The sequence below is a fragment of the Sorangium sp. So ce281 genome, assembly GCF_051527395.1.
Lineage (GTDB): Bacteria > Myxococcota_A > Polyangia > Polyangiales > Polyangiaceae > Sorangium > Sorangium cellulosum_B.
In genome coordinates, this window is the sequence record NZ_CP150322.1 from 4740232 (window position 1) to 4766165 (window position 25934).

General features: G+C 72.4%; 16 protein-coding genes and 3 tRNA genes. 9 read left to right on the top strand and 10 right to left on the bottom strand.

Translation table 11 applies throughout. The features are described from left to right. Positions 1-51 precede the first annotated feature (51 nt). Positions 52-2580: a hypothetical protein gene (locus tag WMF27_RS17890; RefSeq protein WP_437767667.1), complete on the bottom strand. Its 2529-nt coding sequence runs from the start codon at positions 2578-2580 to the stop codon at positions 52-54. A gap of 457 nt (positions 2581-3037) precedes the next feature. On the opposite strand from WMF27_RS17890, the gene WMF27_RS17895 reads away from it, so the two are divergent. Continuing rightward, a complete protein-coding gene (locus WMF27_RS17895) occupies positions 3038-3646 on the top strand; it encodes a hypothetical protein (protein WP_437767666.1) in 609 nt (202 codons plus the stop codon). Between the two features lie 189 nt (positions 3647-3835). Here the strand turns inward: WMF27_RS17895 and WMF27_RS17900 are convergent, their stop codons facing one another. Beyond that, entirely contained in the window at positions 3836-5128 is a 1293-nt protein-coding gene (locus tag WMF27_RS17900; RefSeq protein WP_437767665.1) for a glycosyltransferase family 4 protein, read from the bottom strand. Between the two features lie 326 nt (positions 5129-5454). Here WMF27_RS17900 and WMF27_RS17905 point away from each other — a divergent pair, with 326 nt between their 5' ends. The 3 genes from WMF27_RS17905 to WMF27_RS17915 all read left to right on the top strand — a co-directional run bounded on the left by WMF27_RS17905 (position 5455) and on the right by WMF27_RS17915 (position 10385). Beyond that, a complete protein-coding gene (locus tag WMF27_RS17905) occupies positions 5455-6897 on the top strand; it encodes a hypothetical protein (protein WP_437767664.1) in 1443 nt (480 codons plus the stop codon). A 470-nt stretch (positions 6898-7367) separates the two neighbouring features. Next, positions 7368-8729: a sugar transferase gene (locus WMF27_RS17910; protein WP_437767663.1), complete on the top strand. Its 1362-nt coding sequence runs from the start codon at positions 7368-7370 to the stop codon at positions 8727-8729. A gap of 117 nt (positions 8730-8846) precedes the next feature. Beyond that, positions 8847-10385 carry a hypothetical protein gene (locus WMF27_RS17915; RefSeq protein ID WP_437767662.1) on the top strand — a complete coding sequence of 513 codons (1539 nt, stop codon included), beginning with the start codon at positions 8847-8849 and terminating at the stop codon, positions 10383-10385. Between the two features lie 89 nt (positions 10386-10474). Here the strand turns inward: WMF27_RS17915 and WMF27_RS17920 are convergent. The 3 genes from WMF27_RS17920 to WMF27_RS17930 all read right to left on the bottom strand — a co-directional run bounded on the left by WMF27_RS17920 (position 10475) and on the right by WMF27_RS17930 (position 10911). Continuing rightward, positions 10475-10551 (bottom strand) — tRNA-Asp (locus WMF27_RS17920). Positions 10552-10717: 166 nt separating this feature from the next. Further along, positions 10718-10794: transfer RNA gene (locus tag WMF27_RS17925), tRNA-Asp, on the bottom strand. 45 nt (positions 10795-10839) lie between these two features. Beyond that, a tRNA-Val gene (locus WMF27_RS17930) sits at positions 10840-10911 on the bottom strand. Between the two features lie 390 nt (positions 10912-11301). On the opposite strand from WMF27_RS17930, the gene WMF27_RS17935 reads away from it, so the two are divergent. The 3 genes from WMF27_RS17935 (at position 11302) to WMF27_RS17945 (ending at position 14412) form a co-directional block, all read left to right on the top strand. After that, complete coding sequence (locus WMF27_RS17935) at positions 11302-12285, top strand: ATP-grasp domain-containing protein (RefSeq protein WP_437767661.1); 984 nt, start codon at positions 11302-11304, stop codon at positions 12283-12285. Next, positions 12282-13409 (top strand): carboxylate-amine ligase, encoded by a 1128-nt coding sequence (locus tag WMF27_RS17940; RefSeq protein ID WP_437767660.1) that lies wholly within the window; start codon positions 12282-12284, stop codon positions 13407-13409. Before WMF27_RS17935 ends, WMF27_RS17940 begins: the two co-directional genes overlap by 4 nt. Positions 13410-13608: 199 nt before the next feature. After that, complete coding sequence (locus WMF27_RS17945; protein ID WP_231864919.1) at positions 13609-14412, top strand: hypothetical protein; 804 nt, start codon at positions 13609-13611, stop codon at positions 14410-14412. 23 nt (positions 14413-14435) lie between these two features. Here the strand turns inward: WMF27_RS17945 and WMF27_RS17950 are convergent, their stop codons facing one another. Then, positions 14436-15869, bottom strand: a complete 1434-nt coding sequence (locus tag WMF27_RS17950; protein WP_437767659.1) for a protein kinase domain-containing protein — start codon at positions 15867-15869, stop codon at positions 14436-14438. 478 nt (positions 15870-16347) lie between these two features. On the opposite strand from WMF27_RS17950, the gene WMF27_RS17955 reads away from it, so the two are divergent. Together WMF27_RS17955 and WMF27_RS17960 are read left to right on the top strand one after the other, a co-directional pair. Continuing rightward, positions 16348-18060, top strand: a complete 1713-nt coding sequence (locus WMF27_RS17955) for a hypothetical protein (RefSeq protein WP_437767658.1) — start codon at positions 16348-16350, stop codon at positions 18058-18060. 108 nt (positions 18061-18168) lie between these two features. After that, positions 18169-18720: a GNAT family N-acetyltransferase gene (locus WMF27_RS17960; protein ID WP_437767657.1), complete on the top strand. Its 552-nt coding sequence runs from the start codon at positions 18169-18171 to the stop codon at positions 18718-18720. 604 nt (positions 18721-19324) lie between these two features. Here WMF27_RS17960 and WMF27_RS17965 read toward each other — a convergent pair. The 4 genes from WMF27_RS17965 to greA all read right to left on the bottom strand — a co-directional run bounded on the left by WMF27_RS17965 (position 19325) and on the right by greA (position 25904). Further along, positions 19325-20596 (bottom strand): outer membrane protein assembly factor BamB family protein, encoded by a 1272-nt coding sequence (locus WMF27_RS17965; protein ID WP_437767656.1) that lies wholly within the window; start codon positions 20594-20596, stop codon positions 19325-19327. Beyond that, positions 20583-21887, bottom strand: coding sequence for a hypothetical protein (locus tag WMF27_RS17970; protein WP_437767655.1), 1305 nt, complete (start codon positions 21885-21887; stop codon positions 20583-20585). The genes WMF27_RS17965 and WMF27_RS17970 overlap by 14 nt, the downstream gene beginning before the upstream one ends. Before the next feature lie 31 nt (positions 21888-21918). Continuing rightward, positions 21919-25284, bottom strand: coding sequence for a sulfatase-like hydrolase/transferase (locus WMF27_RS17975; RefSeq protein WP_437767654.1), 3366 nt, complete (start codon positions 25282-25284; stop codon positions 21919-21921). Positions 25285-25427: 143 nt separating this feature from the next. After that, on the bottom strand, positions 25428-25904 hold the full coding sequence (gene greA / locus WMF27_RS17980; RefSeq protein ID WP_012236225.1) for a transcription elongation factor GreA: 477 nt from the start codon (positions 25902-25904) through the stop codon (positions 25428-25430). Positions 25905-25934: the final 30 nt, after the last annotated feature.

Sequence of the window (25934 nt, forward strand, 5' to 3'; positions counted from 1 at the left end):
GCGCCGCGCCGTTCATCGCACCGGCGCCGACCGCGCGCCGCGCTCCGCGCGCTACGGCGTGTCGAACGAGAGCACGCCCGAGTCGTCCGTCGCGTAGCGCCCGCCCGGCGTGATGCGCATCTTGAGCTCCGGCTCCCGGGAGACGACGGCCACGTCGTAGCCGGCCTTCTGCAGGAGGCCGGTGATCACGTGCCTGCGCGTCGCGCGAGGCACCTGATAGGTCAGCGGCCCCGAGCTCGGTCGCGGTTCCGAGCGCAGATCCGAGCGGAAGAGGACGACCGTGCCTGCCACGAGCGCGCCGTCGAAGCCGGAGCCCTGCGCGCTGTCGATCCGCGTCGCCGCATCCATCGCCGCGCCCGCGTCCGCGCCTTGCAGCACGTGCAGGAAGCGGACGTCCGTCGGAGCGGTCTGATCCTCCACGACGAGGCGGTGGGTCGTCGGCTCCATCGTCGCCGGCTTGTCGACGTTCTCGACCGGCGCGGCCGTCATGCGGGCGCTCCGCGGCAAGAGGCTCTGGATGAACAGCGTCTGCCCCCGCGGGGTCACGGCGCTGGCCGTCCGGCCGGCGATCCGCGGCGCCGACGTGGTCATCAGGTTGAACCGCTTGAACCGGCCGGCGGTGCGCGACGTCGCGCGGTCGTAGACGACCACGTGATCCGGCTGCAGCCAGACGACCGACCGGCTCGCATGGACGATGTCGCGGGCGGCGTCCGTGGGCGTCCAGACGTTCTCGCGGGTGTTGTACAGATCCGTCGCTATCCCCTCGGCGAACACGTAGCCGGCGCCCCGGGTCATGCGCGTTTTCGGATCGCCGGCGGCGCGCCCCTCGCGCCACTGGCCGCCTCGCGCGACGATCTCCTTCTCGAACCAGCGCATGTTCGACGGCTTGTCGTTCTGCAGGGAGAGGGTGTTGTGGTAGTCGGTCGTGGCCCCGGTCAGGTTGTTCGAGTAACTCGTGTGCTCCTTCGTCAGCCACTCTCCCTTCCGGTAGAGCTCGATCTGATTGCAGTCGCCGATCTGGTGGTTGATGGTGACCCAGCCGCACCGCCAGGTGAACCACGTCGCGCCCGCCGTCCAGTCCGAGCGCGCGCGGAGGGAGCCGCGCCCCTGCGCCCGCTCGAAGAAGGCGGTGGGCATCGCCTGGCGCGGATCCGCCGGGAGCGGCACGGCCGGGTCGAAGAGCATGAAGCTCAGGATCGCCCGGCTCGGGGCGGGTGAGCCCCAGATCTTGGACGTGCGCGCGTAGAGCTCGGGCGCGCCGCCCGCGATCGTGTTGGCCACGATCCAGCGCGACCTCTGCAAGCGCGCGGTGTTGCCCGTGAGCTGGTCGAAGACGCCGAGCGAGCCGAACAGCTCGGCGAAGCGCGGCTCGACCCAGATCTGCAGCGTGTCGCCGTAGTTCGCCATCTCGTAGACCGGCCCGAGGTCGGTCCTCGACGGGTACGTGACCGGGCCCGGCGCGATCGAGTGCAGGAACCCGTCCGTGAAGCGGTCCCAGTATCCGCTGCGCAGCAGCCCGATCTGAGGTCCTGACTGGGCCTGGGTGCCGTAGCCGGCCGTATAGAGCCCCAGCAGCGCCTGGTGGAGGGTCGCGATGCCGCCGCCGTAGAGAAAGCCCTCCACGGGCAGGCCGCCGCTGGCCACGCCGAGCCCGTCGGAAGGGACCCCGAGCTGCTTGGCCGCGGTCTCGGAGGCCTCGAAGATGGCGAAGGCCTGGTAGAGCCACGCGCCCGTCGCGTCCGCGCGATAGCTGCGCAGCGTGTTGCCGAGCGCCCCCGCCGGCGCGCTCGGATCGAGCGGAGGGTCGTCCGCGTCGTCCATCGAGAGCGACATCAGCGTGACATTGCGCAGATGGCCGAGATAGTAGTTGTTCGCAGCCCACCTGAGCTGGAGCGGATCGCGGAGCAGCGCCGGATCGTTCATGACGCCGACGGGGTGGGGGTGCTCGTTGCCCGCCGTCGATGCGTGCAGGTTGTCGTCAATCCACCTGAGAAAGACCTGCCGAATCTTGGCCTTGTCGCCGGCGGAGAGCACCGGACGGCCGCCGCTGTCGGTCGCGTTGTAGATCCAATCGACCGTCAGCGGGAACCCTTCACCCCACCAGCGCGAGCGATCGCCGGTCGCGAACCCCGGGCGGCGGAAGGGCTGGCCGTCGGCTCTCCCCTTGCTCGCCTCCTCGATGGCGACCATCAAGAGGTTGCGCGCCCTGACGGCGTGGGTGGGGCGGGCCGCGGCGTCGGCATCGATGAGCGACATGAATGCGAAAAACTCGGCATACGCCTCGGTCGGATACTGCTCATAGGCGTTGGTGCCGCCGTCCGGCCACGTCGGGTTCGGCCGCCCATTCGGGTAGAACCGGCCTTCGTAAGCTGCGATCGCACCCCGGAGCGCGGGCAACATGGCTTCCCTGTACATGCGGTTTCGGCTGTCCGCGGCCCACCCGCGCAGCCTCGGGAGGTGTTCGTTCGTGAGCCAGAGTCGCGGGTGACCGGTGACGGGCTGCGCGGCGGCGCGCCCCGGCGCCCCGACAAGGCCCAGAGAGAGCACCGCGGCGGTGACGATGTGGTGAATCGGTCGCATGCTGGTTCCCGGTATCGCTGGGCGCGAACAGCCGCGCCGGCCAGCGTTGACCCATGCTGAACAGCACGCGTCGTGCCGAGTATTTGCGTGCGCGCCACGCGTCACGAGGAATGAGCAGTGTGCGTCCGTGTCACATGACCAACATCGACGGCGCCATGCACGTCGCGCCGGTGGTGATACTGCATACCATTCACCTGGTAAGGCGACGCCATCGCGGCCGAGGTGGCGCTCGCGCTTCGCGGGGCAGGACGGCGGCGACGTCGAAATAGCGAGCGCAATCGAACTAGCGAGCGGAGTGAGCCCTCGCCTCCGCGCCCGTCCGCGGCCCCGGAAGACTCGGACACCTCGGAACCTCGGAGGACACGCGCATCGAGGCTCGAGGGCACATGACGCGAATCCGCCGCACCTCCGCGTGGATCTGTCGCTATACTGGACGAAGACAGGAGCGCTCTGCAGCATGCCGACGCCAGACTCCTCCCAGTTCCTTGGCGATCCTCGGGTCCTCCGCGAGGGGAATCTCGTGAAGGGCACCCTGCTCGGCTCCCGCGCCGAGGCCCTGCGGCAGCGCTATGGCGAGCGGGCCGTGGCGGATCTGAGCCGTCAGCTCTCGCCGCAGGCGGCCCGCTACCTCGACGATCCGCCGATGCCTCTGGCCTGGCACGACATGACGCCGCTCCTCGAGATCGACTGCGCGCTCCTGCACGGGCTCTTCGGCGGCAGGATGGAGAAGATGCGCTTCTTCGGCGCGGAGATCGCCCGGAAGGACCTGACGACGACCTACAAGACGATGGCGGTGGTGGGCTCGCCGTCGGTGCTCTTCAAGCGCTTCGGCCTCATGTACAAGACCTACTTCAAGTATGGCGACTTCAGCGTGACGGCCACCAGCGACGCCGCGGGGAGGGCCACGCTCTCGGGCGGCGGCCTGCCGCTCTACATGTGCGGCCATGGCATCTCGGGCTGGGTCGAGGCGGGCCTCACGCTCCTCGGCAGCCGGCGCAGCGCGGTCGAGCATACGGCCTGCAGGCACCGCGGGGCGCCGCGCTGCACATGGTCGATCTCGTGGTGATCCACCCTTAGCTCTACTGCGGGAAGTCGGCCGGGGAAGCGAACCGCCAAGCCGCCAAGGGCGCCAAGAATACCGGGGAATAGGGGGGATGCCCGGACGGCCCCCTTTCCCCTCTCCCCTTGGCGTCCTTGGCGGCCTGGCGGTTTTTCTGCTGATCCGGGGCAACTTCCCGCAATAGAGTTAGGAGAGTTAGGCGGCGGCCCGCCCGTCGTCCCCGAACGCCGCCCGCGCGAGCAGCCGCTGCAGCGCCTCGGCGCTCTCCTCCCACGACGGCGGCGCCGCCTCGGCAAACGCGTCGTCGTCCCAGGCGCGCGCGAGCGCCTCGCGGAGCGCCCGGCCGAGCGCCACGGCGTCGCGCGACGGGACGAGAAGGCCGGTGCGCCCCGGCGTCACCACATCGGGGATGCCCCCGACGCGCGTGGCCACCACAGGACGTGCAGCCGCGAGCGCCTCGAGCACCACGTTCGGCGTTCCTTCCGCCCAGCTCGGAAGCGCCAGAAGATCCGTCGCGGCGAGGTGGCGGGCAACCGCGGAGAGCGGCCTCGCTCCGACCGCGATGATCCGGCCGCGCCCCTCGCTCAGATCGGCGGGCTCGCGATCGCGCCGCGCGGCGGCCTGCTCGACCGCAGCCCGCTCCGGACCATCGCCGACGATCACGAGATGGACAGGCTCGCTTCCGTCGCCGCCGTCCCGGCCGAGCGCCTCGAACGCGCGCAGCAGCTCGTGAATCCCTTTCTCCCGGCTGACGTGCCCGACGAAGGTGACGATGCGCCCGCGCGCCGGGAGCCCGAGCTCGCGCCGGGCGGCGCACCGGTCGGCAGGGCGGAAGAGCGCGCGGTCGACCCCGTTGCGGACGAGGACCGCGCGCTCCTTCGGCGCGCCGAGCGCCACGAGCGCCTCGACCATCGGCCGGCTCACGCCGATGACGCATGCGGCGGACCGGAGCGCGCTGCCGACGAGCGGCCGCACCGAGCGCCAGCGCGCCACGACGTTCACGTCCGTGCCGTGGGCCTTCACCGCGTACGGGAGGCCGAGCATCCGGGCGAGCAGCGCCGCGGCGCAGGCGTCGGGGTAGAGCCACGCCCCCAGCACGACGTCGAACCGCCCCCGCAGCCGCGGGACGTAGGGCAGGAGCCCCGCCAGGTAGAGCGGCGCGTTCACGGGCGCCAGCACCCGGCCCGCCCCGGGGAGGTACGGCGCGCGCGCGTGGACCACCGGGACGCCGTCGATCTCGTCGCGCGCCGGCACCGCCACCAGCCGGCCCGGGCGTGTGCGATCGCCCAGGAGCGATACGCCCGGGTGGTACGGGATCGCCGCGAGGACCTCCACCGCGCACCGGCGCGACAGCGCCGCGAGCTGCTGCCGCTGGAACGCGCACGACAGCGGCTCAACCCGGTTCGGAAAGATGCGCGTCACCCAGAGGACGCGCAGCGGCCTCGGCCAGCCCGCCTCGTTCATGCCCACGTCCACGCCAGCCTTCATGGTGTAACATTTGTTACATTCCATGGGTCCGCCCTCAGCGGGGCAGCGATGGACTCCGGGGTACGTCCTGCCCTGCCGGCGCACGTCCACACCGCGAACGCGCGCCTTGCACGGCCTGGCCCGCTCTCCGGAGCGTCCCCGGCGGCGCCGCGCAGCCCCTCGCGCGGCGCGCGGTGGCACACGCACGCCGAGGCCAGACTTGTAATGTTGCAAACATCACCGAACGTGGGACGCTCCGGGCGCCGGGCGTGCTGCCGGGGAGGGGAGGGCGGCCGATTCGGGTCGCTCCGTGCCGCGGGGCTTGCCGCTCGACAGCGAGGGGGCGCGTGTTCTCGTTCGTCTTGCCGATGTGGGACTCCGACGTGACGGCGCGGGCGGCGGTGGAGCAGCGCGTGGCGTCGAACGTCGGGGACGTGGGCTCGGGAGCGCTGATGGCTGGCGTCGTGGGCTCGCTCGAGGGCTCTCTCCGGGGCGAGGTGTCTCGTTATGGACTGAGCGTCGATGGAAGCTACGAGCGGGTATTTCAGGTCTCGCTCGACTCGGCTCGACTCACGCCCTCCGACAGCGCCTCGGCGCGGCTCGGCGGGGGAGCGGGCTGGGCGCTCTCGCCGCTCGCGGATCTCTCCATGGCCGCGGCCGGCTACCTCGCGACGCGCCTCGGCGTGCGCGCCGACGACGCGCTCGCCGCGCGCGATCCGTTCCTGTCCGGCGATCGCCTGCAATACACGCTCTCCGCCGCGCCGGCCCTCTCCATCACGGCGTCGCGGCGCTCCTCGGTGCGCGTCGGCGCCGGCTACGAGCAGGCGGGCGCGCTCTCGGCCGACGACCCTGCCGCGGTCGGGATCGACGCGCACACGGGGCGCGCCGAGGTGAGCACCTCGTTCGACCTCGGCGCGCTGGACACGCTGACGCCCGAGCTCCGGTACGAGGTCACCCAGTACCATCACGCGCTGCTCGACACCGATCTCACGCGCGGCGCGGCCCGCGTCCACGCCGGCGCCGCGCTCCTCTCCGAGTCTCACGAGCTCACGCGGAACGTCTCGACGCGGGTCGCCGGCGGCGTGACCGTCGCGAGCCCGCCGCCCGTGCTGTCGTCGCGCGACGCGGTGATCGCGCCGGCGGCGCGGCTCGGGCTCACCTACGTGGAGCAGCGCTATCGGCTGACAGCGGGTTATGCCTATGCCTACACGTCGCTCGGGCCGAGGATCGGATTCGGACACGAGCACGAGGCGTCCCTCGAAGCGAGCTTTCGGCCCGCCCGGGGCGGCGCGACCCGCGACCTCCTCGTGACCGGGGTCGCCCGCTTCTCGACCGGCAGCGCCCCCGTCGCCGCCAATCCGCCGCTCCACCTCACCCCCGGCGCGGCGGCGCCCTCCAGGGAAGGGTCGCTGTCCACCACCACCGCGCTCGCGGGCGCGGAGATCTCCTATCCCCTCTGGCGCGGGCTCGCGCTGAGCGGCGGCGTCGATCTGGAGTACACGCGCGCCGCGCTCGATCCGGCGCCGAGCGCAGGCGAGGCCGGCGGCTCGCTGAGGAGCATCTTCAGCGCCGGGATCTCGGGGACGCTATCGACGGATCGACACCGGACGCTCCGCCGCGATCCCGACGGCGCATGGGACGACGAGCGCCGCGGCGCGATGATCCAGGGGATGCCCTCCGGCCGCTGGCAGGCGCCCGAGCCAGGCCGCGAGCCCGACGGCGGCGGCGACACCTCCGGCGAGGCCCCCCCCGCGCAAGCCGGCCCGCGCGCGACGCGCGACGCGCGATAAGCCCCCCTCGACACGCCAATCGCTCCCCCGCAGGGGGCGGGCGCGTCCACCCGCGCGACGGCTCAGCCGCCGGAGAGCCGGCGAGACGACCGTGCACCGGGCGGCGCGCTGCTGGCGTGGCGCGTGGCGCGTGGCGCATGGCGCGTGGCGCGTGGCGCGTGGCGGCTCAGCCGCGGTCCGCGTGACACTAAGGACTCGACGTAGGCAATCCGTCGACGGCGTTCTCGCGCCGCGACTCCCCACGACAGCCCGCACGTCATCGGCGCAACCTGGCCCCGAAAGCGCCAAATTCGCCGCGCCCGGCCTCGCGCGCGGCGGCTCAGTCCGCCGTCATGAAATGAGATTCGTCGGAGGCATCTGGCGATCTGCCCCGGTCTGCTCTAGTGTAGGTTCAACTACAACCGTAGGTGCCCCGTCAGAGGCGACGCGCCGTGATGTGCGACCGCCCGGGGCCGACGAGTGGAGGAACGATGCTGGAGCTGTTCCGGTCGCCGCGCCGGGCGATGGTGTGGTTTGTCGAGGCCAGCCTGCTCTCGCTGCTGGTGTGCTGCGCGCCGGGCGTGCTCGTGGGCTGGGAGCACACGCTCGATGGGGAGCGCTTCGGACGTACAGCGAGCATCTCGTTGGTGGCGCTGGCGTCGCTCTATTATCACGGCCTCTACGGGCCTGAGCCTCCCAGGGCACGGGCGCTGGTCCTGACGATGTTCCGGGCGCTCGGCCTGGCGGCGGCGGTGCTGTGGCTCGCGTTCTGGCTCGTGCCGGACGCGGAGATCAGCGACCGGGTGATCCTGACGTCGCTCGGGGCGGCGGCGCTCGTGCTCCCGGCGTGGCGCGCGGCGTGTGATCGGGTGATGAGGAGCGAGAGCTTCTCGAAGCGCGCGGTCGTGCTGGGCTCTGGGGAGCTCGCCCGCTCGTGCGCGGCCCTCATCCGGAAGGATGGACAGGTCCTCGGGCTGCGCCTCGCCGGCCGGCTCGTCCGAGACGAGGAGCCGATCGACGAGGCCGAGATCGCGGGGAGGTACCGTGACCTCCGCCGCCTCGTCGAGCAGCGCGGCGTCGCGGCGGTGATCGTGGCGACGTCCGATCGCCGCGCCGCCTTCCCCCTGGAAGAGTTGCTCGATCTGAAGCTCCGCGGCGTCGAGATCGAGGAGGGCATGGATTTCTACGAGCGGGTGACCGGCAAGATCTGCGTGCGCGAGCTGAAGCCGAGCCAGATCATCTTCTCTCACGGGTTCAGCGTGCGGCGGCGGACGCTGATCGCGAAGCGGATCTTCGACGTCGCGTGCGCGACCGCCGGGCTCGTCCTCGCGCTTCCGCTGATGGCGCTCACGGCCGCCCTCGTGAAGCTCGACTCCAGGGGGCCGGCGCTCTATTCGCAGATCCGGACAGGCGCTCTCGGGAAGCCGTTCAGGATCCACAAGTTCCGCTCGATGAGGACCGACGCCGAGAAGGACGGGGCGGCGTGGGCGACGGAGAACGATCCGCGCGTGACCCGCGTCGGGCGGTTCATCCGGAAGACGCGGCTCGACGAGCTGCCGCAGCTCTGGAATGTGCTCGTCGGCGAGATGAGCATGGTGGGGCCGCGGCCCGAGCGCCCCGAGTTCATCGACGCTCTGGAGAAACAAATCCCCTTCTTCCGGCAGCGGCTCTTCGTGAAGCCGGGAGTGACGGGGCACGCACAGGTGCGCTGCCGTTACGGCGCGTCCGCCGAGGACGCGCTGGAGAAGCTCCAGTATGATCTCTATTATATGAAGAGCTTCTCGCTCTGGTTCGATATATCCATCCTCATCGACACCGTGAAGGTCGTGCTCTGGCGCATCGGCGCACGGTGAATCGTCCGGCCGCCGCTCCGTGCAATGGCTGCGCTCTTTAACGCCGGGCTCGGTGGCGCGCCCTCTGCAGAGCACGCGCGAGAGATCGGCGGGCGTCGGTCTCCGGGGGGTTCGGCGATGAAGACGTGGATGAGGGCGAGCGTCGTGAGCTCGGTGCTCCTGGTTCAGGGCTGCGTGGAGCTCGACCCGGCGCCGGGAGAGAGCGTCGCCGCCGCGGCGAGCAGCCTGAACGTCTCGACCTTCCGCTTCATGGAAGGCGGAGAGCTGCCGTATGTGCTCGGCTTCTCGCCCGAGACCGGCCAGATCCTCGGCGGCGCGCACCAGCTCCTCATCCCTCGAACCGACGGCCGCGAGGCGCTCGACAGCGCCAACCAGCCCTCGCTCCTGCACCCCGAGCTCCGGGGCTCCCTGCTCCAGCTCAACTCGACGCTCCGGGAAGGCGAGGCGCAGTCGACCGCGTTCGCCTCGAACTGGTGGCCGCAGCGGCAGAACGGCATCGCCGATCGCTGGAACTCGACCAACAAGAACTACTCCGACCGGATCTCCGACCCGGACAACATCTCTCCCGTCGAGAAATACGATGTCCTGTTCCACTCGGGGCAGATGGAGACGCTCGGGGCCATCGCCTCGTGGAGCATGGACGACCTGAGGAGGCCTCCCTACCTGCGCAATCCTCCCTATATCCAGCCGACGGTGGTCGTGGCCGGCCCGGCCACGCGCTGGGAGCTACAGCATCACGGGCTCTACCAGGGTGTCTACCCGGAGTACTGGTGGGGGCACTGCAACGGGTGGTCGGCCTACGTCGCCGCCGAGGGGGCCGGGCCGCGCCGCGACGTCCGGGTGAAGCTCTCCGGCGCGAAGGTGACCGAGTGCGCCGCGGCGGAGACCGGCTGCGTCCTGTTCCGCATGGCGGACATCGAGGCGCTGATGAGCGAGCTCTACTTCAGCGACTCGGTGACCTTCGCGGGGCGCCGCTGCGAGACGCGGGCGGATCGGACGATGCGCGACGTCTACGGCAGGCCCATCGACCCCGCCTGCCGCGACCTGAACCCGGCCACGATGCACGTGGCCATGACCGGGCTGCTCGGGGTCGGAGCCAAGCCGCTCCACGGCGACTCGACCCAGCGACAGAAGCTCATGTTCGTCGTCGACCACACCTGGGACGTCGAGGTGTGGAGCTTCCCCGTCAAGCAGTTCTCGATCGATGTCATCGAGGAGGTGGACGTCCGGCAGGCCGCGCGGCTCCTGTGCGGCGGCGCGTATGCGGGCGCCGACTGCTACAATTACAGGTTCAACCCGGGCGCGACGCGCTTCGTCCGCGTCGCCGCGCGCTTCTGGATGATCTCCGATTCGGTCACCGGCGAGACGCTGCTCACGCCGCCCGAGCAGCGCACCGTCCCGCTCTCCGTGTCGGAGCTGCACTACGTGCTCGAGCTCGACGAGAACCTCACCATCCTGGGCGGCGAGTGGATCAAGAACCCCTCGATCGTGAACGGGATCAACGGCAAGGAGCTCCACCCGGATTATCTCTGGATCCCGGTGCGGGCCCAGGGCGCGGGCGAGGACGCCGACGATCTCGGGGGCGCCGAGGACAACCCCTACATCTCGTACGCGAAGGTCAAGGCGCTGCTCACGCTCTCGCAGCGCGACGACTGAGGCGCAACGCCGCGCGCGCCACGCCTGAAGCGCCCGGCCTGTCAGAAGTGCGACGGCGGACGGCGGCGCGGCGGAGATTCAAGAAGCGTTGGCGGGGTGGACGGGACTCGAACCCGCGGCCTCCGGCGTGACAGGCCGGCGTTATAACCAACTTAACTACCACCCCAGACGTCAGGGATACGACCGCTCGGCGAGCGCCGAGCCGGCTCGGCTTTGCTTCCCATGAGCAAGCTCGCCACGTGCCAGACCTCCTCGCCTGGCCTGCACCGAGCGATGCAGGCCAACCGAGGGAGGCTCAGGCGAGCATCGACTCAGATGACAGGGAAGAAAGCTGGCGGGGTGGACGGGACTCGAACCCGCGGCCTCCGGCGTGACAGGCCGGCGTTATAACCAACTTAACTACCACCCCAGACTGACATCACTACGGATCACCCAGGCCCCTAAACCCAGGAAGTGGGCGGGACAGGGGTCGAACCTGCGACCATCGGCTTGTAAGGCCGACGCTCTGCCGCTGAGCTACCCGCCCCGTCGGAGAGGTGCGCGACTGTACTCGCCGAGCGGAGTCCGTCAAGATTTATTTCTCGCGGCCTCCGTCCCTGGCTGATCGAGCCCGCGCCTGCCCCTGGATCTCCGTGGCTTTCGCCGCGCGCCGCGCGCCGCCACCACACGCGCCCGCACCGGCCCCGCCGCCACCCTCGCGATCCGCGTCCGCGTTCGTTCGCGTCCGCGTCGCTCGTTTGCCGCGGTTGCAAGCGCCATCACGAACGCGCCAGGCGGGCGCGCGAACAGAGCTGCTGGACCGTGTGGCAACCTGACTCATCGACACACTTCCAGCGCAAAATTCCCATGTGTCCGCGCTACGCTGTGCGTCAGCGGCGCCAGCCGCGCGTAAGCGGAGTGGAGGAGCAAGCAACGTATGGCGGAGAAGATCGGCATCCTCGTCGGCTGGGAACAGTCGTTCCCCCAGGCCTTCCTCGAGAGGTGCAACAAGGTGCCGGGCGTCCGGGCGGAGATCGCGAAGCTCGGCGGGACGCCCGAGCGGTTCGAGAGCCCGTACCGGGTGCTCATCGACCGCATTAGCCAGGAGGTGAAGCACTACCGCTTCTACCTGAAGGCCGCCGCGCTCGGCGGGGCGTTCGTGATCAACGACCCGTTCTGGTGGAGCGCGGACGACAAGTTCTTCGGCTACTCGCTGGCGTCGCAGATCGGCGTCGCGACGCCGCGCACCGTCATGCTGCCCCAGCGCGACTACATCCCGGCGATCGTCAAGGAGCGCAGCCTCCGCAACCTCGAGTATCCGCTCAACTGGGAGGCGATCATCGACTACGTGCGCTTCCCGGCCATCCTCAAGCCCGCGGACGGCGGGGGGTGGAAGGACGTGTCGGTGGTGCGGAGCCAGGAGGAGCTGCTCGCCGCCTACAACGCCTCGGGGCAGAACGTCATGACCCTGCAGGAGTTCATCGACTTCGACGACTACGTCCGCTGCATCTGCGTCGGGAAGGATCGCATCCTCCCGATCCAGTACGACCCCAGGGCGATCGGCCCCACGGGGCTCCGCGGCTGCTACGTGCAGCACGAGGACGAGCGGTGGCTCCCGAAGGCGCTGCACGACCGCGTCATCGAGGACGCGATCAAGATCAACCAGGCGCTCGGCTACGACATGAACTCGATCGAGTTCGCGATCCGCGACGGCGTGCCGTACGCGATCGATTTCACGAACCCGGCGCCGGACATGCACATCGAGCACCTGCGGGAGCGGTACTTCAACATCGCCGTCGACTGGATGGTCTCGCTCGCCGTGGAGTGCTCGAGAGGCGACCGGCGGACGCGGGACGGCTACGCGTGGTCGAGGCTCGTCCGGCCCTCCGTGGGCAAGGTCCGGCTCGGGGCCTCGTCATGACCGCCGTCGAGGGGCTCCTCGACGGCCAGTTCACGCTGGGCATCGAGGAGGAGTTCCAGATCGTCGACGCGGAGACGCGCGAGCTGCGGTCGTACGTGAGCCAGCTGCTCGAGGGGGGGCCGGGCCACGAGCGGCTGCGCGGCCGGGCCCGCCCCGAGATGCACCAGTCGGTCGTGGAGACGGGCACCGGCGTCTGCCGGGACATCCGGCAGGCGAGGGGAGAGCTCGTCGAGCTGCGCGGCAGCCTGAACACGCTCGCGCGGCGAGGGGGGATGCGGATCGTCGCGGCCGGGACGCACCCGTTCAGCGACTGGAAGCAGCAGGACATCACCGACGGCGAGCGCTACCGGTGCATCGTGGAGGACCTGCAGGACGTCGCCCGCGCCAACCTCATCTTCGGGCTGCACGTCCACGTCGGCGTCAAGGACCGCGAGGTGGCGATGGCCCTCGCGAACCAGGTCCGCTACTTCCTGCCGCACATCCTCGCGCTCTCCACGAGCTCTCCGTTCTGGCTCGGCCGCCCCTCGGGGCTGAAGAGCACGCGCAGCGAGATCTTCAAGCGCTTCCCGCGCACCGGGATCCCGGGGCTCTTCGAGTCGTACGGCCACTTCCAGCGCTTCGTCGATCTGCTCGTGAAGACGGGCTGCATCGACAACGCGAAGAAGATCTGGTGGGACGTCCGCCCGCACCCGTTCTTCGACACGGTCGAGGTGAGGATCTGCGACATGACCACGCGCCTCGACGACACCGTGGCGCTGGCCGCGCTCGTCCAGGCGGTCATGGGCAAGCTCTACCTCCTCTACCGGCGCAACCTCGGGTTCCGCGAGTACCGGCAGGAGCTCATCGAGGAGAACAAGTGGCGCGCCGTGCGCTACGGCCTCGACGGGCAGCTCATCGACTTCGGGAAGCAGGAGCAGGTCCCCGTCCGCCACCTCGTCGGCGAGCTCCTCGAGTTCGTGCAGGAGTCGGCGGAGATCTTCGGGTCGCAGGGCGAGCTCGAGCGGGTCCGGAGGATCCTCCACGAAGGGACGAGCGCCGATCGCCAGCTCGCGGTCTACGCCCGGACGAAGAGCTTCCACGCCGTGGTCGACGACCTGATCGCGCAGTCGAGCCTCGGCCTGTGAGGCCCCGAGCTGCCCGGCGGCGGAGGCCGCCGCGGGGATGCCGCGCGCCGGGAGGAGCCCTCCTCCCGGCCGCGGGCGGCTCCGGCGGAGGCGCTCGGCGGGGCAGGGGCGGCGGGATGCATCGAGCGGCGGCCGCCGGCCGAGGCGCGCCTCGGTGCGAGAATTTCTGCTCGCGCGCCGGCTCTGCTACCGTGCGGCCGTGGGAAACGCTCCGCATCGCTGCGTCGCAGCTCTCTCGGTGGGCTGGCTGCTCGCGCTGTCCGTCACCGCGGGCGCCGCGGGTTGCGCGTCGACCGAGTACGTCAACGAAGGTCCTGGGCAGCCGACGCCGCGGGCCTCCGGCTCGCTGCCTCCCGGATCGGTGGGCGTCTGCAAGCAGCCGCTCACGAAGCGGCCGCCCATCGTGAGCGAGGAGCTCTGGGCGCACGCGAAGCCGTGCACGTCGCGCACGCCGCCCTCGACCATCCGGCTCGGCTACGCGAAGGACGGCTCCGCAGGGGCCGATCCGGAGACGGAGCAGCTGGTCGAGAAGGTGCTGGCGGCGCTCGCCGAGGGGACGAAGCCCGACGGCGGGAACAACCAGGTCACGGGCGCGATCCGCGCGGTCCGATCGTACGCGGCGAGGAAGGACGAGCTGCGCGCCCGGATCGCGCGGGACTCGGCCTCGGATCAGGCGTGCGACGTGACCTACCTGCTCAACACGATGTCCGCCGCGCGGGGCAAGCTGTCCGGAGGCGACGCCTGCACCGCGGAGGTGTTCGACCCGGAGACGCGCGCCGACGCGTGCCTCTTCGACACGAAGCGGCCCGAGGGGCTCTGGCTGTCGAGCGGCTGGTCCTGCATGACGTTCACCGGGGCGCTCGGGAACGAGGCGTCCTGCCATCAGCTCTGCGGTTACGACGACTACTGCGCGCGGCAGGTGTACTGCGCCGCAGGCGACGTCAACCTGCTGCTCTGCGCGCTCGGCGTCTGCCTGCCGGAGCCGTCCGCCGGCATCAAGTGACGGCCGCGCGGAGCTAGTCCGCGCTAGTCTGCCAGGAGCGCGCTCAGCCGCTCGAGGACGCCGCGGAGCAGCTCGCGCGCGCCGCGAAGGAGCGCGCGCACGTCGCGAAGGGCGTCGTGGACCTCGCCGGGCACGGGCAGGAGGCCCGCGCGGGCGGCGAGCGCCGCCCCCGAGACGAGCAGCAGGACCACGACCAGGGCCAGGAAGATGCGGCGGGGCCACCGCCGCCGCCGGCGGAGCGCCGGCGTCATCAGGGCCGGAGGCGCGGACTTGACCGGCAGCTTGCGGCTGGAGGGCGGCGGGAAGGAGGACTTGGGCGGCGGCTCGTCGAGAGAGACGGGCAGGATGCCGGCGAACGTGGCCGGCAGCGGCGTGTTCCCGGCGGGCGGCCGCTTGCTGCTGCGCGGCTCGCCTCGCCGCCCGGACGTGGAGCGGAGCTCCCCCCGCGACGACAAGCGGCTGTCCGCGAGCTGGATCGCCGTCGCGAGCTTCTTCCGGCGCTCGGCGACGGCGTCCCCGAGCGTCTCGCGGACGAAGCGGCCGACGTCGCCCTCCGTGACCGGGGTGCCGAGAGAGATCGCGATCTGGTCGAGCGTTCGCTGGAACGACGCGCAGTCGCTCCAGCGGTCCGCCGGATCCTTGGCCAGGGCGCGCTCGATCGCCAGCTCGAGATCGAAGGGGACGTCCGGCACGAGCTCGCGGATGGGGACGGGGGCGAAGCGAATGATGTTCTCCATCGTCTTCGCGTCCGTCTTGCCGCGGAACGGGTGGTAGCCGCTGAGGGTCGTGTAGAGGAGGACCCCGAGCGAGAAGATGTCGGCGCGTCGGTCGACCTTGCCCGACGTGAGCTGCTCCGGCGAGAGGTACGGGATCTTGCCCTTGAGCTGGCCGGCGACGTGCGTCTCGTGCAGGCGGCCCGTGGCCTTGGCGACGCCGAAGTCGACGATCTTCACGATGCCGTCGAACGACACCATCACGTTCTGCGGGGAGATGTCGCGGTGCACGAGGTCGACGAGCCTGCCCTCGTCGTCGCGCAGCTCGTGCGCGGCGTGCAGGCCGGCGCAGATGCTCGAGGCGATGCGCAGGAGGATCGGCAGGGGGACGCCGACGCCCCCGGTCGATTTCACCTGCTTGTTCAGCGTGGCGATCGTGTCGCCGTCGACCCACTCCATCACGATGTAGAGCACGCCGTTCTCGTCGCCGAGCTCGACGATCTCGACCGCGTGGGGGTGCCGGATGCGGGACGCGAGCCGCGCCTCGTCGAGGAACATCGCCTCGAAGGCCGGGTCGTCGCCGAACTCCGGCAGCATCGTCTTGATGGCGACGATCTTCTGGAAGCCGCGGGATCCCACGAGGCGCGCCGCCCAGACGGCCGCCATCCCTCCACGGGCGACCGGCATGAGGAGCTCGTAGCGGCCCAGCGTGTCTCCAGGCTTGAGGTCCGACAGGATCTGCACGCGGTGGTCCTACTAGATGGGGAGGCGGAGTTTGGAGGGGTAGGGCTCGAGTGCCACCGTTACGTTCGTGGAGGCCCGTAGCCTCGACGTCTGCCGGAGCGACGCAGCGCCATCGCGCCTGCACGTCACGAAGGAGGTCCCGCAAAGCCAGGGTGCCACGAAGCGGATACGGACCTCAAGCTCGGGGGCGAAGGCGCCTCGGAGGGACGCATCGCAGCAGAGGGTAGGCGAGCGCGGCCCGAAGAGAGGACGCGGCGAGCGCCGCCAGGGCGCTCGATGTGGCGCGCGCGGAGATCGGAACCGATGCGAACCGATGGGAACCGAGCGCGGCGAAAGGGAATGATTCGTTGCGTGTAAAGACGCGTGTAAAGACGCGTGTAAAAGTGCGCGTAAAGGTGCGAAAAGTGCGCCAGCTCGCGTTGAAGACGCGGGCGCTGGAGTCGTGATACACGGTGAGCGACCTGCTCGACGAGGCCTCATGGAAGCCAATTTGCGCCCGATCCCGCCGCCGCACGACGAAGACAACGAAGACGTGCACTGGGCGCTGTCGACCGCGACCGCGCTGTGGGGGCGCGGCGAACGCGACGAGGCCCTGAGGTGGCTGCGCCGCGCCGCGGAGCAGGCCTCGGATGCCAACGCCGACCTGCGCGCCCTCGAGCTCTTCAAGGCCGCCGCGGAGGTGGCGCAGAAGATCGCGGCGCCCGAGGCGGATACGGCCACGGCCTCGCAGCCCACGACCGCGAGCGCGCCGCCGACTGCGGCCGCGAGCGCGCCTCCCAAGGCGTCCGGCGCGCCTCCGCCTCCCGCGACGGCGAGCGCGGCGCCGCCCAGGCCGAGCTCGCCGGGGGCGCTGGCGCGACCGTCGCATCCGCCGGGCGTGGAGGCAGGACGAGCCGAGCGCGGCGGCGCGGGCACGAGCGCGCCGCCCGCCGCGATGCGGGCGCCTTCGGTCCGCGCGCCTGCCGGCGATGTGCCGGCAGGGCCGATCACGTCCGCGGCGGCGACGTTCCGCGACAGCGCCGTGCCCAGGCCCCCGGCGGGGCTGGGCAGGCCGGCGTCGGTGGTGCCGGGGCGCGCCCCCGCGCCGGTGAACGCAGCGGCCCTGCGCGAGGTGACCCCGACCCAGCTGTCGCCCGCGGCGCGCACGCCAAGCCACGCGGCAGGGCTCCCGGCGCGCCCTGCCGCGGCGACGAAGACCGGCGCCCCGCCGGGTGCGGCCGCCTCGACGGCCGGATCGCCTGGCCGCGCCGTTCCGGCGAACGCGCGAGCGATCACCGGCTTCGCGGCGTCGCCCCACGGGAGGGTGTCGTCGACCACCGCGGTGACCGAAGAGGTCCCGGCGGTCAAGCTCCCGGCCGCGGGTGCGCTCGCTGGCCAGGAGCCGGGGCAGGGCGCGTCGGACGCCGCGCGCGAGAGCGCCAGCGGGGAGCAGCTGCCGGCCGACGCGGATCCTCCGGCGGATCAGCGCGCGACGGTGCCGACGCCGACGGCCATGGCCGCGGCGTTGGCGCGGCGGCCGGCGGTCCCGCTCGGCGCGGGCTCTTCGCAAGAGGCGACAGAGCGGCGCCCGGGCCTCTGGCCGAGCACGGACGAGGAGGGCACCGCGCGCCGCGCCCTGACCCCGCAGGAGCAGCGGGTGCTGATGGAGCTCCGGATCGAGGATCTGGACGAGGAGACGCCGATGCTCGTCCTGGAGCAGCTGGCGGGCGACGGCAAGCCGCCCGCCGCCGCACCGGAGGAGGGCCACGCGTCCGACGACCGCGGCGACTGGACCGAGGCCGAGCCGGATGAAGCCGACGCCGGCATCGCCTCTGCGGATCGGCACGGAGATCCGACCTTGGCGAGGGAGCCCTCGGGCGCGATGCAGGGCCAGGGCGCGGAGGAGGCGGCGTCCTGGTCGCAGGGAGCCCCCTCGGACGATCGTGGGGCCTCGTCGGAGCACTCGTCGTGGAACGATCCGCCGTACGAAGGGGAATGGCAGGCGCCGCCGCCGCGGCTGCCCGCGTCGCAGATCGAGCCGCTGCCGGCGCTGCGGATCGCGGTGATCGGCATATCGAGCGCCGGGGAGCTCCGGCTCGTCCCGATGGACGGAAGGAACGCTCCGCCCCGGGGCGCAGCGCTCGGGATCCTCGTCCCGCTGAGCCCCGGGGACGGCGAGACGATCGCGCGGCTGCTCCAGCTGCGCAGCTGAGCTGCCGCGGCGCCGCGGGGACACGTTCGGCAAGAAGTGGGGCATCCCGCGCATCGACGGTAGCCTCGCGGGATGCATGACGAACGGACAGCCCCGGAACGGATCCGCGTGACAGGACTGCAGGAGGCCCAGCTGCCGGCGCTCGTGGCGCTGGAGCAGGCCTGTACGGAGATGCACCGCGAGGCTGGCCCCGGGGCGGCGGAGATCGAGGCGCGGACGCTCGCCGATCTCGCCGCGCTGACGCGGCGGCACGACGTGCGCGTGGCGGAGGCGGACGACGAGGTGGCCGGCTACGTGGCGTGGCGCGACGAGGCGCCTGGGGTCGCAGTCCTGGAGGAGCTCTCGGTGCACCCGGACCACCAGCGATGCGGCATCGGGACGCGGCTGCTCGCGGAGCTCCGGGATCGAGCGCGCGAGCTCGGCATGGAGCAGGTCGTGGTGCGCTCCAGGGAGAGGGCCAGCTGGGCCCAGGCTTTCTACGAGAAGAAGGGCTTCGAGCCGCTCGGCGAGGGCGCGCCGGCGAAGGTCCGCGCGTGGTGGAGCGAGCAGGAGGCCTCCGGGAGCCCGCTGACCCGAGCCGGCGAGGTCGTCCTGTGGGCGGCGATTCCGCCGCAACGTCCTGAAGCGCTGGACGAGGGCGACGTGGGCGCCGAGCGCTGAGCCCGGCGGGCCGTTCGCTCGGGGCCGTCGCGGGCCGGGCGCGGGGGCCCGTCGATGGGGCGCGGTTCAGGGCGTGCGACCGCTTGGCCGGGGTGCGCCTGGCTGCGCTCGGGGCCAGTCATGAGGCCCGGAAACCCGGCCAGGCGCTCGAGTTGACATAATGTTTCTTATGCGATCCAAGGCCGGTGCGGCGGGCAGGGGAGATCGGCTCGATTCCACGAGTAAATTCATGCACCTGAAGGCCGATCGGGCCGCAACCTGGGTCGGTCGGCCTCGCCGTCGCCGCAACCTGGGTCGGTCGGCCGTCGGCCTCGCCCGCCGCAACCCGGGTCGGTCGCCGTCGCCGCAACCTGGGTCGGTCGGCCGTCGGCCTCGCCCGCCGCAACCCGGGTCGGTCGGCCTCGCCCGCGGCAACCTGGGTTCGCCGCACCCCACCCGTCCGCTGACGCAACCTGGGTCGGTCGGCTGGCTCTGCCCGCCACGAGACCTGGCCGGAGGCACCACGCCGGAGCCCCGCAACGCGCCTCAAGGCGTCGTCCGCAACGCCCTGCGCGCCCTTCGGCCCGCCAGCAGCGAGCCGCCGCGCCTCGGTCTGTGCGTGTGTTCAGCCCTTCGGAATCGGGGGCGTCTCGACGTCGAGGCTCAGCAGCGAGCCGCCGTTCGTCAGGACGAACGCACGCCGGCCGTACGCCGCGGGCGTCATCGCGATGCCGCCGCCGGTCTCGATGCCGTCGATCACGGCCCCGTCCAGCGGAGAGAACAGGAAGATCCCGTAGCGCGTGGTCGTCACCAGCAGCGCCCCCGAGAACGGCACGGGGGCCGAGATGCCGCCGTCAGGCAGGTCCCGGCGCCAGATCGTGCGGCCATCCTCCGGATCGAGCGCCCACAGGCCGGTCATGCCGGAGGACGCAAGCAGCACCTTCCGCGCGGGCACGATCGGACCGCCTCCGCTCCGAGGCTGGTGCGCAGGCTGCTCCCACAGGAGAAGCTCGGTCACGCCGACCGCCGCCTCGTTCATCCAGGCCCGGGTCCCGTTCTCGGCGTCGAGCGCGAAGACCCCGCCCGCATACCCCGCCACGAAGACCACATCGCCCGAGGCGATCTTCCCGAGGACCGGCGTGGTGTCCGTGTCGAGGTACTTCGGCGTCTGGCCGCCCGCGCTCTGCTCGGCCTCGGCAGCCAGGTCGACGAGCGCCCACTGCTCGGACCCGTCCTTGAGGTCGTAGGCCATCACGACCCCGTCCGAGAACGCGGTGTAGACCTTGTCCCGGCCGAGCGCCGGCCCCGCGTGTCCGGAGATCTCCATCCCGCCCGCCGGCGTCCTGTGCTGGTGCCAGCGCATCGCCCCCGTCGCCGCGTCGAGCGCGATCAGCGTGTCGTTCGAGTTCGTCACGTAGAGCACGCCGTCGCGCAACACCGGCCGCCGCGCGACCCTCGCGTTGGTCATGAAGCGGTAGAGCAGCGCGCCGTCGGACGCGCGCACCTTGTAGAGCGCGCCATCGTCCGAGCCGAAATAGACCGTGTCCGACGCGGCGTCGTAGAGCGGCTCGCACTGCACCGGGCCGAGCGTCTCGAAGCGCCAGAGGACGTCGCTCGTGTCCGCGCGCAGCGCGTACAGCCCGTGATCGCTCGATCCGACGAAGACGCGCCGGTGCGCCACGTCGATCTCGGGGCGGCCGCGCTCGTAGGCCTCGCCGACCTTGCGCGTCTCGGCGGTGAGCTCGCGGCGCATGGTGATGCCGAGGGCGCCGCCCGGGTGGTGCAGCCAGAGCGGCGCATCGGGCGCCGCAGCGACGCCCAGGTTGCCGCAGCCGCTCAGCGGCGCGAGCCCCAGCCAGACGAGCGCGACGCCCGCTGCGCGGCTAGTGCGGCGCATCGCCCGCCTTCTTCTCCGCGTTCTCACGCGCCCGGCGGAGCAGCTGCTCGATCTCCTCCGGCGTCATCGACTGGCCCTTCGGACCGCCGAACGCGGCGCGGGGCGGCACGGCGGCCGGATCGATCTTGCGCAGCATCTCCTCGACGACCGCCTCGAGGAACTGGAACGGGCGGCCCTCCGCCGACGGCGCCTGGAGCTTCTCGTGCGCGCTCTTGAGCAGCTGCTTCGCCTTGTCGGTGTCGCCCTTGGCCAGCTGGAGCCGCGCCTGGTGGTACAGCGCGAGCTCCTTGTAGCCCTTCATGTCGATCGCCTCGAGCTCCTTGAACGACGCGAGCGCGCCGTCGAGATCCCCCTTGCCCTCTCGGGCGAAGGCGATGCCCTCGATGGCGCGCCCCTTCACGTCGGGATCGGCCCCGGCCAGCGGCGACGAGACCACGACGCTGTACGCGTCCAGCGCGTGCGCGTAGTCCTTCTTGTCGAGCAGCACCCCGGCCTGCCCGAGCTTCGCCAGCGTCGCCGCCCCGGTGCCTGCGTGCTCGTCGATGACCTTGTTGTACTCGGCGAGCGCGGTGGCCGACCGCTCGTCCGCGGTCTTGAAGGTCCTCGTGACGTCGAGCTCCTTCTCCTCCTCGCTGCGCGTGTCCTCGGCGAGCACCCTGCCCCGGTCCGCGGCGACGGCCGCGACGAGCGCCGACGAAGAGACGGCGTCCTTCTTCTCGGCCCGCGACAGGTAGAACAGCACGCCGCCGGTCGCGACGAACGCCGCCAGCACGCCCCACTGGACGATGTGGAAGTTCGTCTTGATCCACCGGCCAGCGCCGCTGCTCATCCGGCTGAGCGCGTCCTCGACCATCTCGCCCGGCAGCAGCTGGACCGGGCGGCGCCCCTCGGCCTGCTCCCTGCGTCGAGCGAGCAGCTCCTTCGCGCGGGCGTTCTTGTCCTTGGGCAGCTCCTCGCCGGTCGCCTTCTTCTTGCGACGGCGCGCCGTGGCCTCGTCGCGGCGGCGGGCCGCGCGGTTCGGCACCGCCTCGGCCGCCTCTTCGCCCGCCGCCTCCGGCGCGGGAGCCTCGTCCGCCTCGCCGACGCCGAGCGCATCGGCCACGCGCTGCGCGGCCTCGCCGTCGCCGCCGTCGCCGCCGTCGCCGCCGGCGTCCTTCACCGGAGCGCCGCGCGGCGGCCTCGCCGGGGCCGCCTCCGCGGCCCCGTCCTCGTCGCCATCGCTCCGCGTGACGACATCGCCGTCGCTCCGCGCGGATTTCTCTTCGGCCTGCTCTCGGTCCTTGTCCGACACGCGGCGGACTCTAGTCTCGCGGCCTGCGGCGTCAATCTGGCCGGTGAGCGGCGGGCGCTTCGTCGTCCGAGCGCGGCGGCGCCCCGGCCTCCTCGGGCGACCAGGGCGCAGGCGGCGGGGGCGGGATCTCGTCGCTGAGCGGGACGACCGCGCACGCGGACACCTCGACGTTCTGGGTCGCGTACACCACGAAATCGCCGTAATTGCCGGCCTTCGCGCCCGCCGCGGGCGGCAGCGTCGCGAACGCCTCGGTCGGCTCGCTCCCCGGCGGGATCGCGAGCGTGACCGCGCGCTCCGGATCGAGCTCCGGCGCGCTGGCCGGGACGAGCGACGCGCCGTCCCGCTTCGGCGGGCGCCAGCTACGCGTGGGCCTGCCGAACCGCACCTCGCCCGGGCGGCCGTCGTCGGTCCGCGCGCGGCAGAGGACGCGCACGCCCTTGCCGTTGCCGGCCTTCGGGATCACGACGCCGAGGCCCACCCCGCTCTTCGCGAAGCGGCGCAGGCGGCCGAGATCGCGCTCGCGCGGCCCGCCGAGCAGGTCGAGGATGTCGGCCCGGAGCGCGAGCCCGAGCCCCCCCGGCAGCGGATCGGGCGTGCCGAGCATGCGCAGGAGCGGCGCCCGGAGCTCGGGGCCGGCGCCGAGCTTCACAAGGGCCTCCGCGATCGCGACCCGCGCGGTCTGGTACGGCTCCTGGCTCAGCCGCTCCGCGAGCGCCGGCCGCGCGGCGTCCTCGCCGATCGCCGCGAGCGCGGCCGCGGCGTACGGGCGGAGCCGCACGTCGCCGAGCGCCGCGATGAGCGGCGGCAGCGCCGCCTTCACCCGGATCTTGGCGAGCGCGTCCACGATCTCGCGCGCCCGCTCGAACGAGGTCACCTCGCCCGCGTCGGCGCCGCCGTCCTGCTCGGCGCCGCGGACCACCTGCCGCAGCCACGCCACGAGCACGTCGTCGCCGCGGCGATCGCCCGACTCCGCCAGCGCGAGCGCCGCGAGGCGCCGCCACTTGCGATCGGGATCGACGACGAGATCGCGCGTGAGCGGCGCGCCCTCGCCGAGCCGCGTGAGGGTCAGCGCCGCCCAGCGCCGCACCTCGTCGTCCTCGTCGCGCACGAGCGCGAGGCGCAGCGAGGGCGCCGCCTCGGAGCGGCGCAGATCGAACAGCACCTCGCCCGCCTTGCGCCGGATGGCCACGTCCGCGTCGTCGAGCAGCGCCGCGACCTCGACGACCGCGTCGGCGTCGCCCGCGATGCCGCGGCGGAGCGCGTCGGGCCAGCCCTTGCCCTCCTGCCGGAGGCCGCGGACCTCGTAACGCCCGTGCGACGCCTCGACCGCGCGCAGCTCCGACCGCATCGCGCCGAGCTCCGCAGGGCGCAGCGCGGAGATGTCCTCCTGCTGGCGCGGATCGACCGCCACGTCGTAGAGCGCGCACGCGCCGATCTTGCGCGCGCAGACGAGCCGCAGCGTGCCCTTGGCGAGCAGCGTCTGCGCGTCCGTCTCGGCGAACGCGAAGCCCGGGAGCGAGGGCGGCCCGCCCGGCGGGGCCGCCGTGCCCTGCTCCACCGCCTCGTCGCCGGAGGCGAGCAGCGGCCCGAGGTCCGCGCCGCGCACGCGCGCCGGCCTCGGGATGCCGAGCCCCGCGAGCACCGTCGGCAGGAGATCGACGAGCTGCACCGGCGCCCGGACCACGCGCGGCGAGAGCAGGCCGGGCGCGCTCACGACGAGCGGCACGCGCGCCTGCTCCTCGTACACGGTCGTGCCGTGGTAGCGACCGCCGTGCTCGCCGAACTCCTCGCCGTGATCGGCCGTGACGATCACGACGGCGTCAGGGCGCCCCTTGCGGACCTCGTCCACGATCGCGCCCACCCCCGCGTCCGCCACGGCGATCTCCGCGTCGTAGCGGTCGATGTCGCGGTCGCCGAGCGGGTGCTCCGGGTGCGCCTCGTACGGCTCGTGCGGCTCGAAGAGGTGCACCCACATGAACGCGCGCTGCTCCGGCCCGAGCCCGGCGAGGTAGCTCCGCACCTGCTCCAGCCGGAGCTCTGCGCTCGCGAACTCGACCTTCCGGTACTCGAAGTCGAGCGCCCGGTCGCGCAGCGCGCCGAAGCGCTCGCCGTCGATGAAGAACACCGCCGGCGGGTAGAAGCCCGCCGTCTTGTAGCCGTAGCGGCGGAGGTGCTGCGCGAAGGTCTCGGAGTCGTCCCCGAGCCCTTGCAGCACGAGCGGGCGGATGTATTTGCCCGTCATGAGCGACGACACCGCGTACGACGTGTGCGGCGTCGGCGTGTACGCCGCGTCGAAGCGCACGCCCTCGGCCGCGAGGCGATCGAGGTTCGGGGTGATCTTCCTGTCGTAGCCGTACGCCCCCACGTGGTCGGCGCGCAGGGCGTCGACGCTGATCAGCACGACGTCGCGCCCCCGTAGATCGATGGCGTGCCCGCTCGCGCGCTCGTCGAGCGGCGCGGCGTCGAGCGGCTCGGGCGGCGACAGCACGGCGGCGAGCTCGACCACGTGGCCGAGCAGCGGGCCGTGCGTCGCGTAGATCAGCCGGATGTTGTCCGCCAGCGCGAGCCTGTCCGCGGCGCCGGGCGCGAGCGCCGCGCCGAACGCGAAGAGGACGAGCGCGAGCGCCGCGCGCACCAGCCTGGGCGAGCGCCGCCCGTGCGCGTCCTCCAGGCGCGCCGCGCGCGCGGGCAGCGCCGGCGTCGCGAAGGTCGCCGCCGCGAGGGTGAGCGCCGCGAGCCCCAGGTGGAAGGCGGCGTAGAGGCGCGGCAGGACGCGCACGTTCGCGACCTCGAGCAGGACGATCGCGCAGATCGCCGCGAGGAGGAGCCACCTGCCGGCGGCCGCGGCGCGCGCTCGCTTCAGGGCGCGCGCGGCGCGCGGCGCCGCAGCGAACGTCGCCGCGGCGGCGACGAGCGCGAGCGCCGCGATGAAGGGCGCGCGCCGGCCGCCCTCGAGCATGCGCCCCGTCGAGACCCCGAAGGCCACCGCGCCGCCGAACGCGCCCGCGATCAGCGCGGCCGCGGCGCGGAACGCCTTGCGCTCGGCGCGCATGACGATCTCGAGCACCGCGCCGAGGACGGCGGCGCATGGCGCCGCGGCCGAGAGCGCGAGCGGCAGGAGGTCGCGCAGGGCGCGGCCGAGCTCGTAGGGCCCGAGGAGCTCTCGCCACCGCCACACGCCGACGACGAGGAGCTCGGCGAGCGCGAGCGCCGCGATCGCGAGGTAGGCGTCCGCCATGCGCCACCCGATCTCCGTCTCCAGCTTCCTCGGAGGCGCGTCGGAGTTCCCGCTCGGGAACGTGGCGCGGCTCGGCGCGGGCGCCGGCGTGGACGGGCGCGCCGGCCCGGCCTGCGGGCGCGGCGCCGCCGGGGCCCGGTGGCCGGCCGACCCAGGCACGACGCCGGCGATCCCCTCCCCGGCAGCCGTCGTGTCAGGCCGGCTCCCCGGGAGGGGCCGCCCGGAGGGCGCGGGCCCCCCGGGAGGCCGGCTGGCGCCCCCATGGCCCCGCGGGCGCATCGGAGCGGCCCCGTTGCGCTCGGTCATGCGTAGGAGACTTCGAGGATCTCGTACGTGCGCGGCCCGGCGGGCATGTTCACGCGGACCTCCTCGCCGACCTCATGGCCGAGCAGCGCGCGCGCGAGCGGCGAGGCGATGGAGATGCGCCCGACCTTGAGATCGGCCTCCTCGGGCCCGACGATCTGGAAGCTCTGCTCCTCGTCCGTGTCCACGTTCGCGAGCTTGACCTTGGCGCCGAACTGGACCTTGCTGCCGCTCAGCTTCGACGGATCGATCACCTCGGCGCGCGAGAGCGTCTGCTCGAGGTAGCTGATGCGGGCGACGATCATGCCCTGCCGCTCCTTGGCGGCGTGGTACTCGGCGTTCTCGGAGAGATCGCCGTGCTCCCGGGCCGTCCCGATGTCCTTGACGACCTGCGGCAGGTCGATCTCTTTCAGCCGTCGCATCTCTTCGCGGAGCCGCGCTTGTCCCTCGGGCGTCATCGGTACTTTCTCGGACATGGTGGGACGCTTTTAGCATGGCTCCCGGCC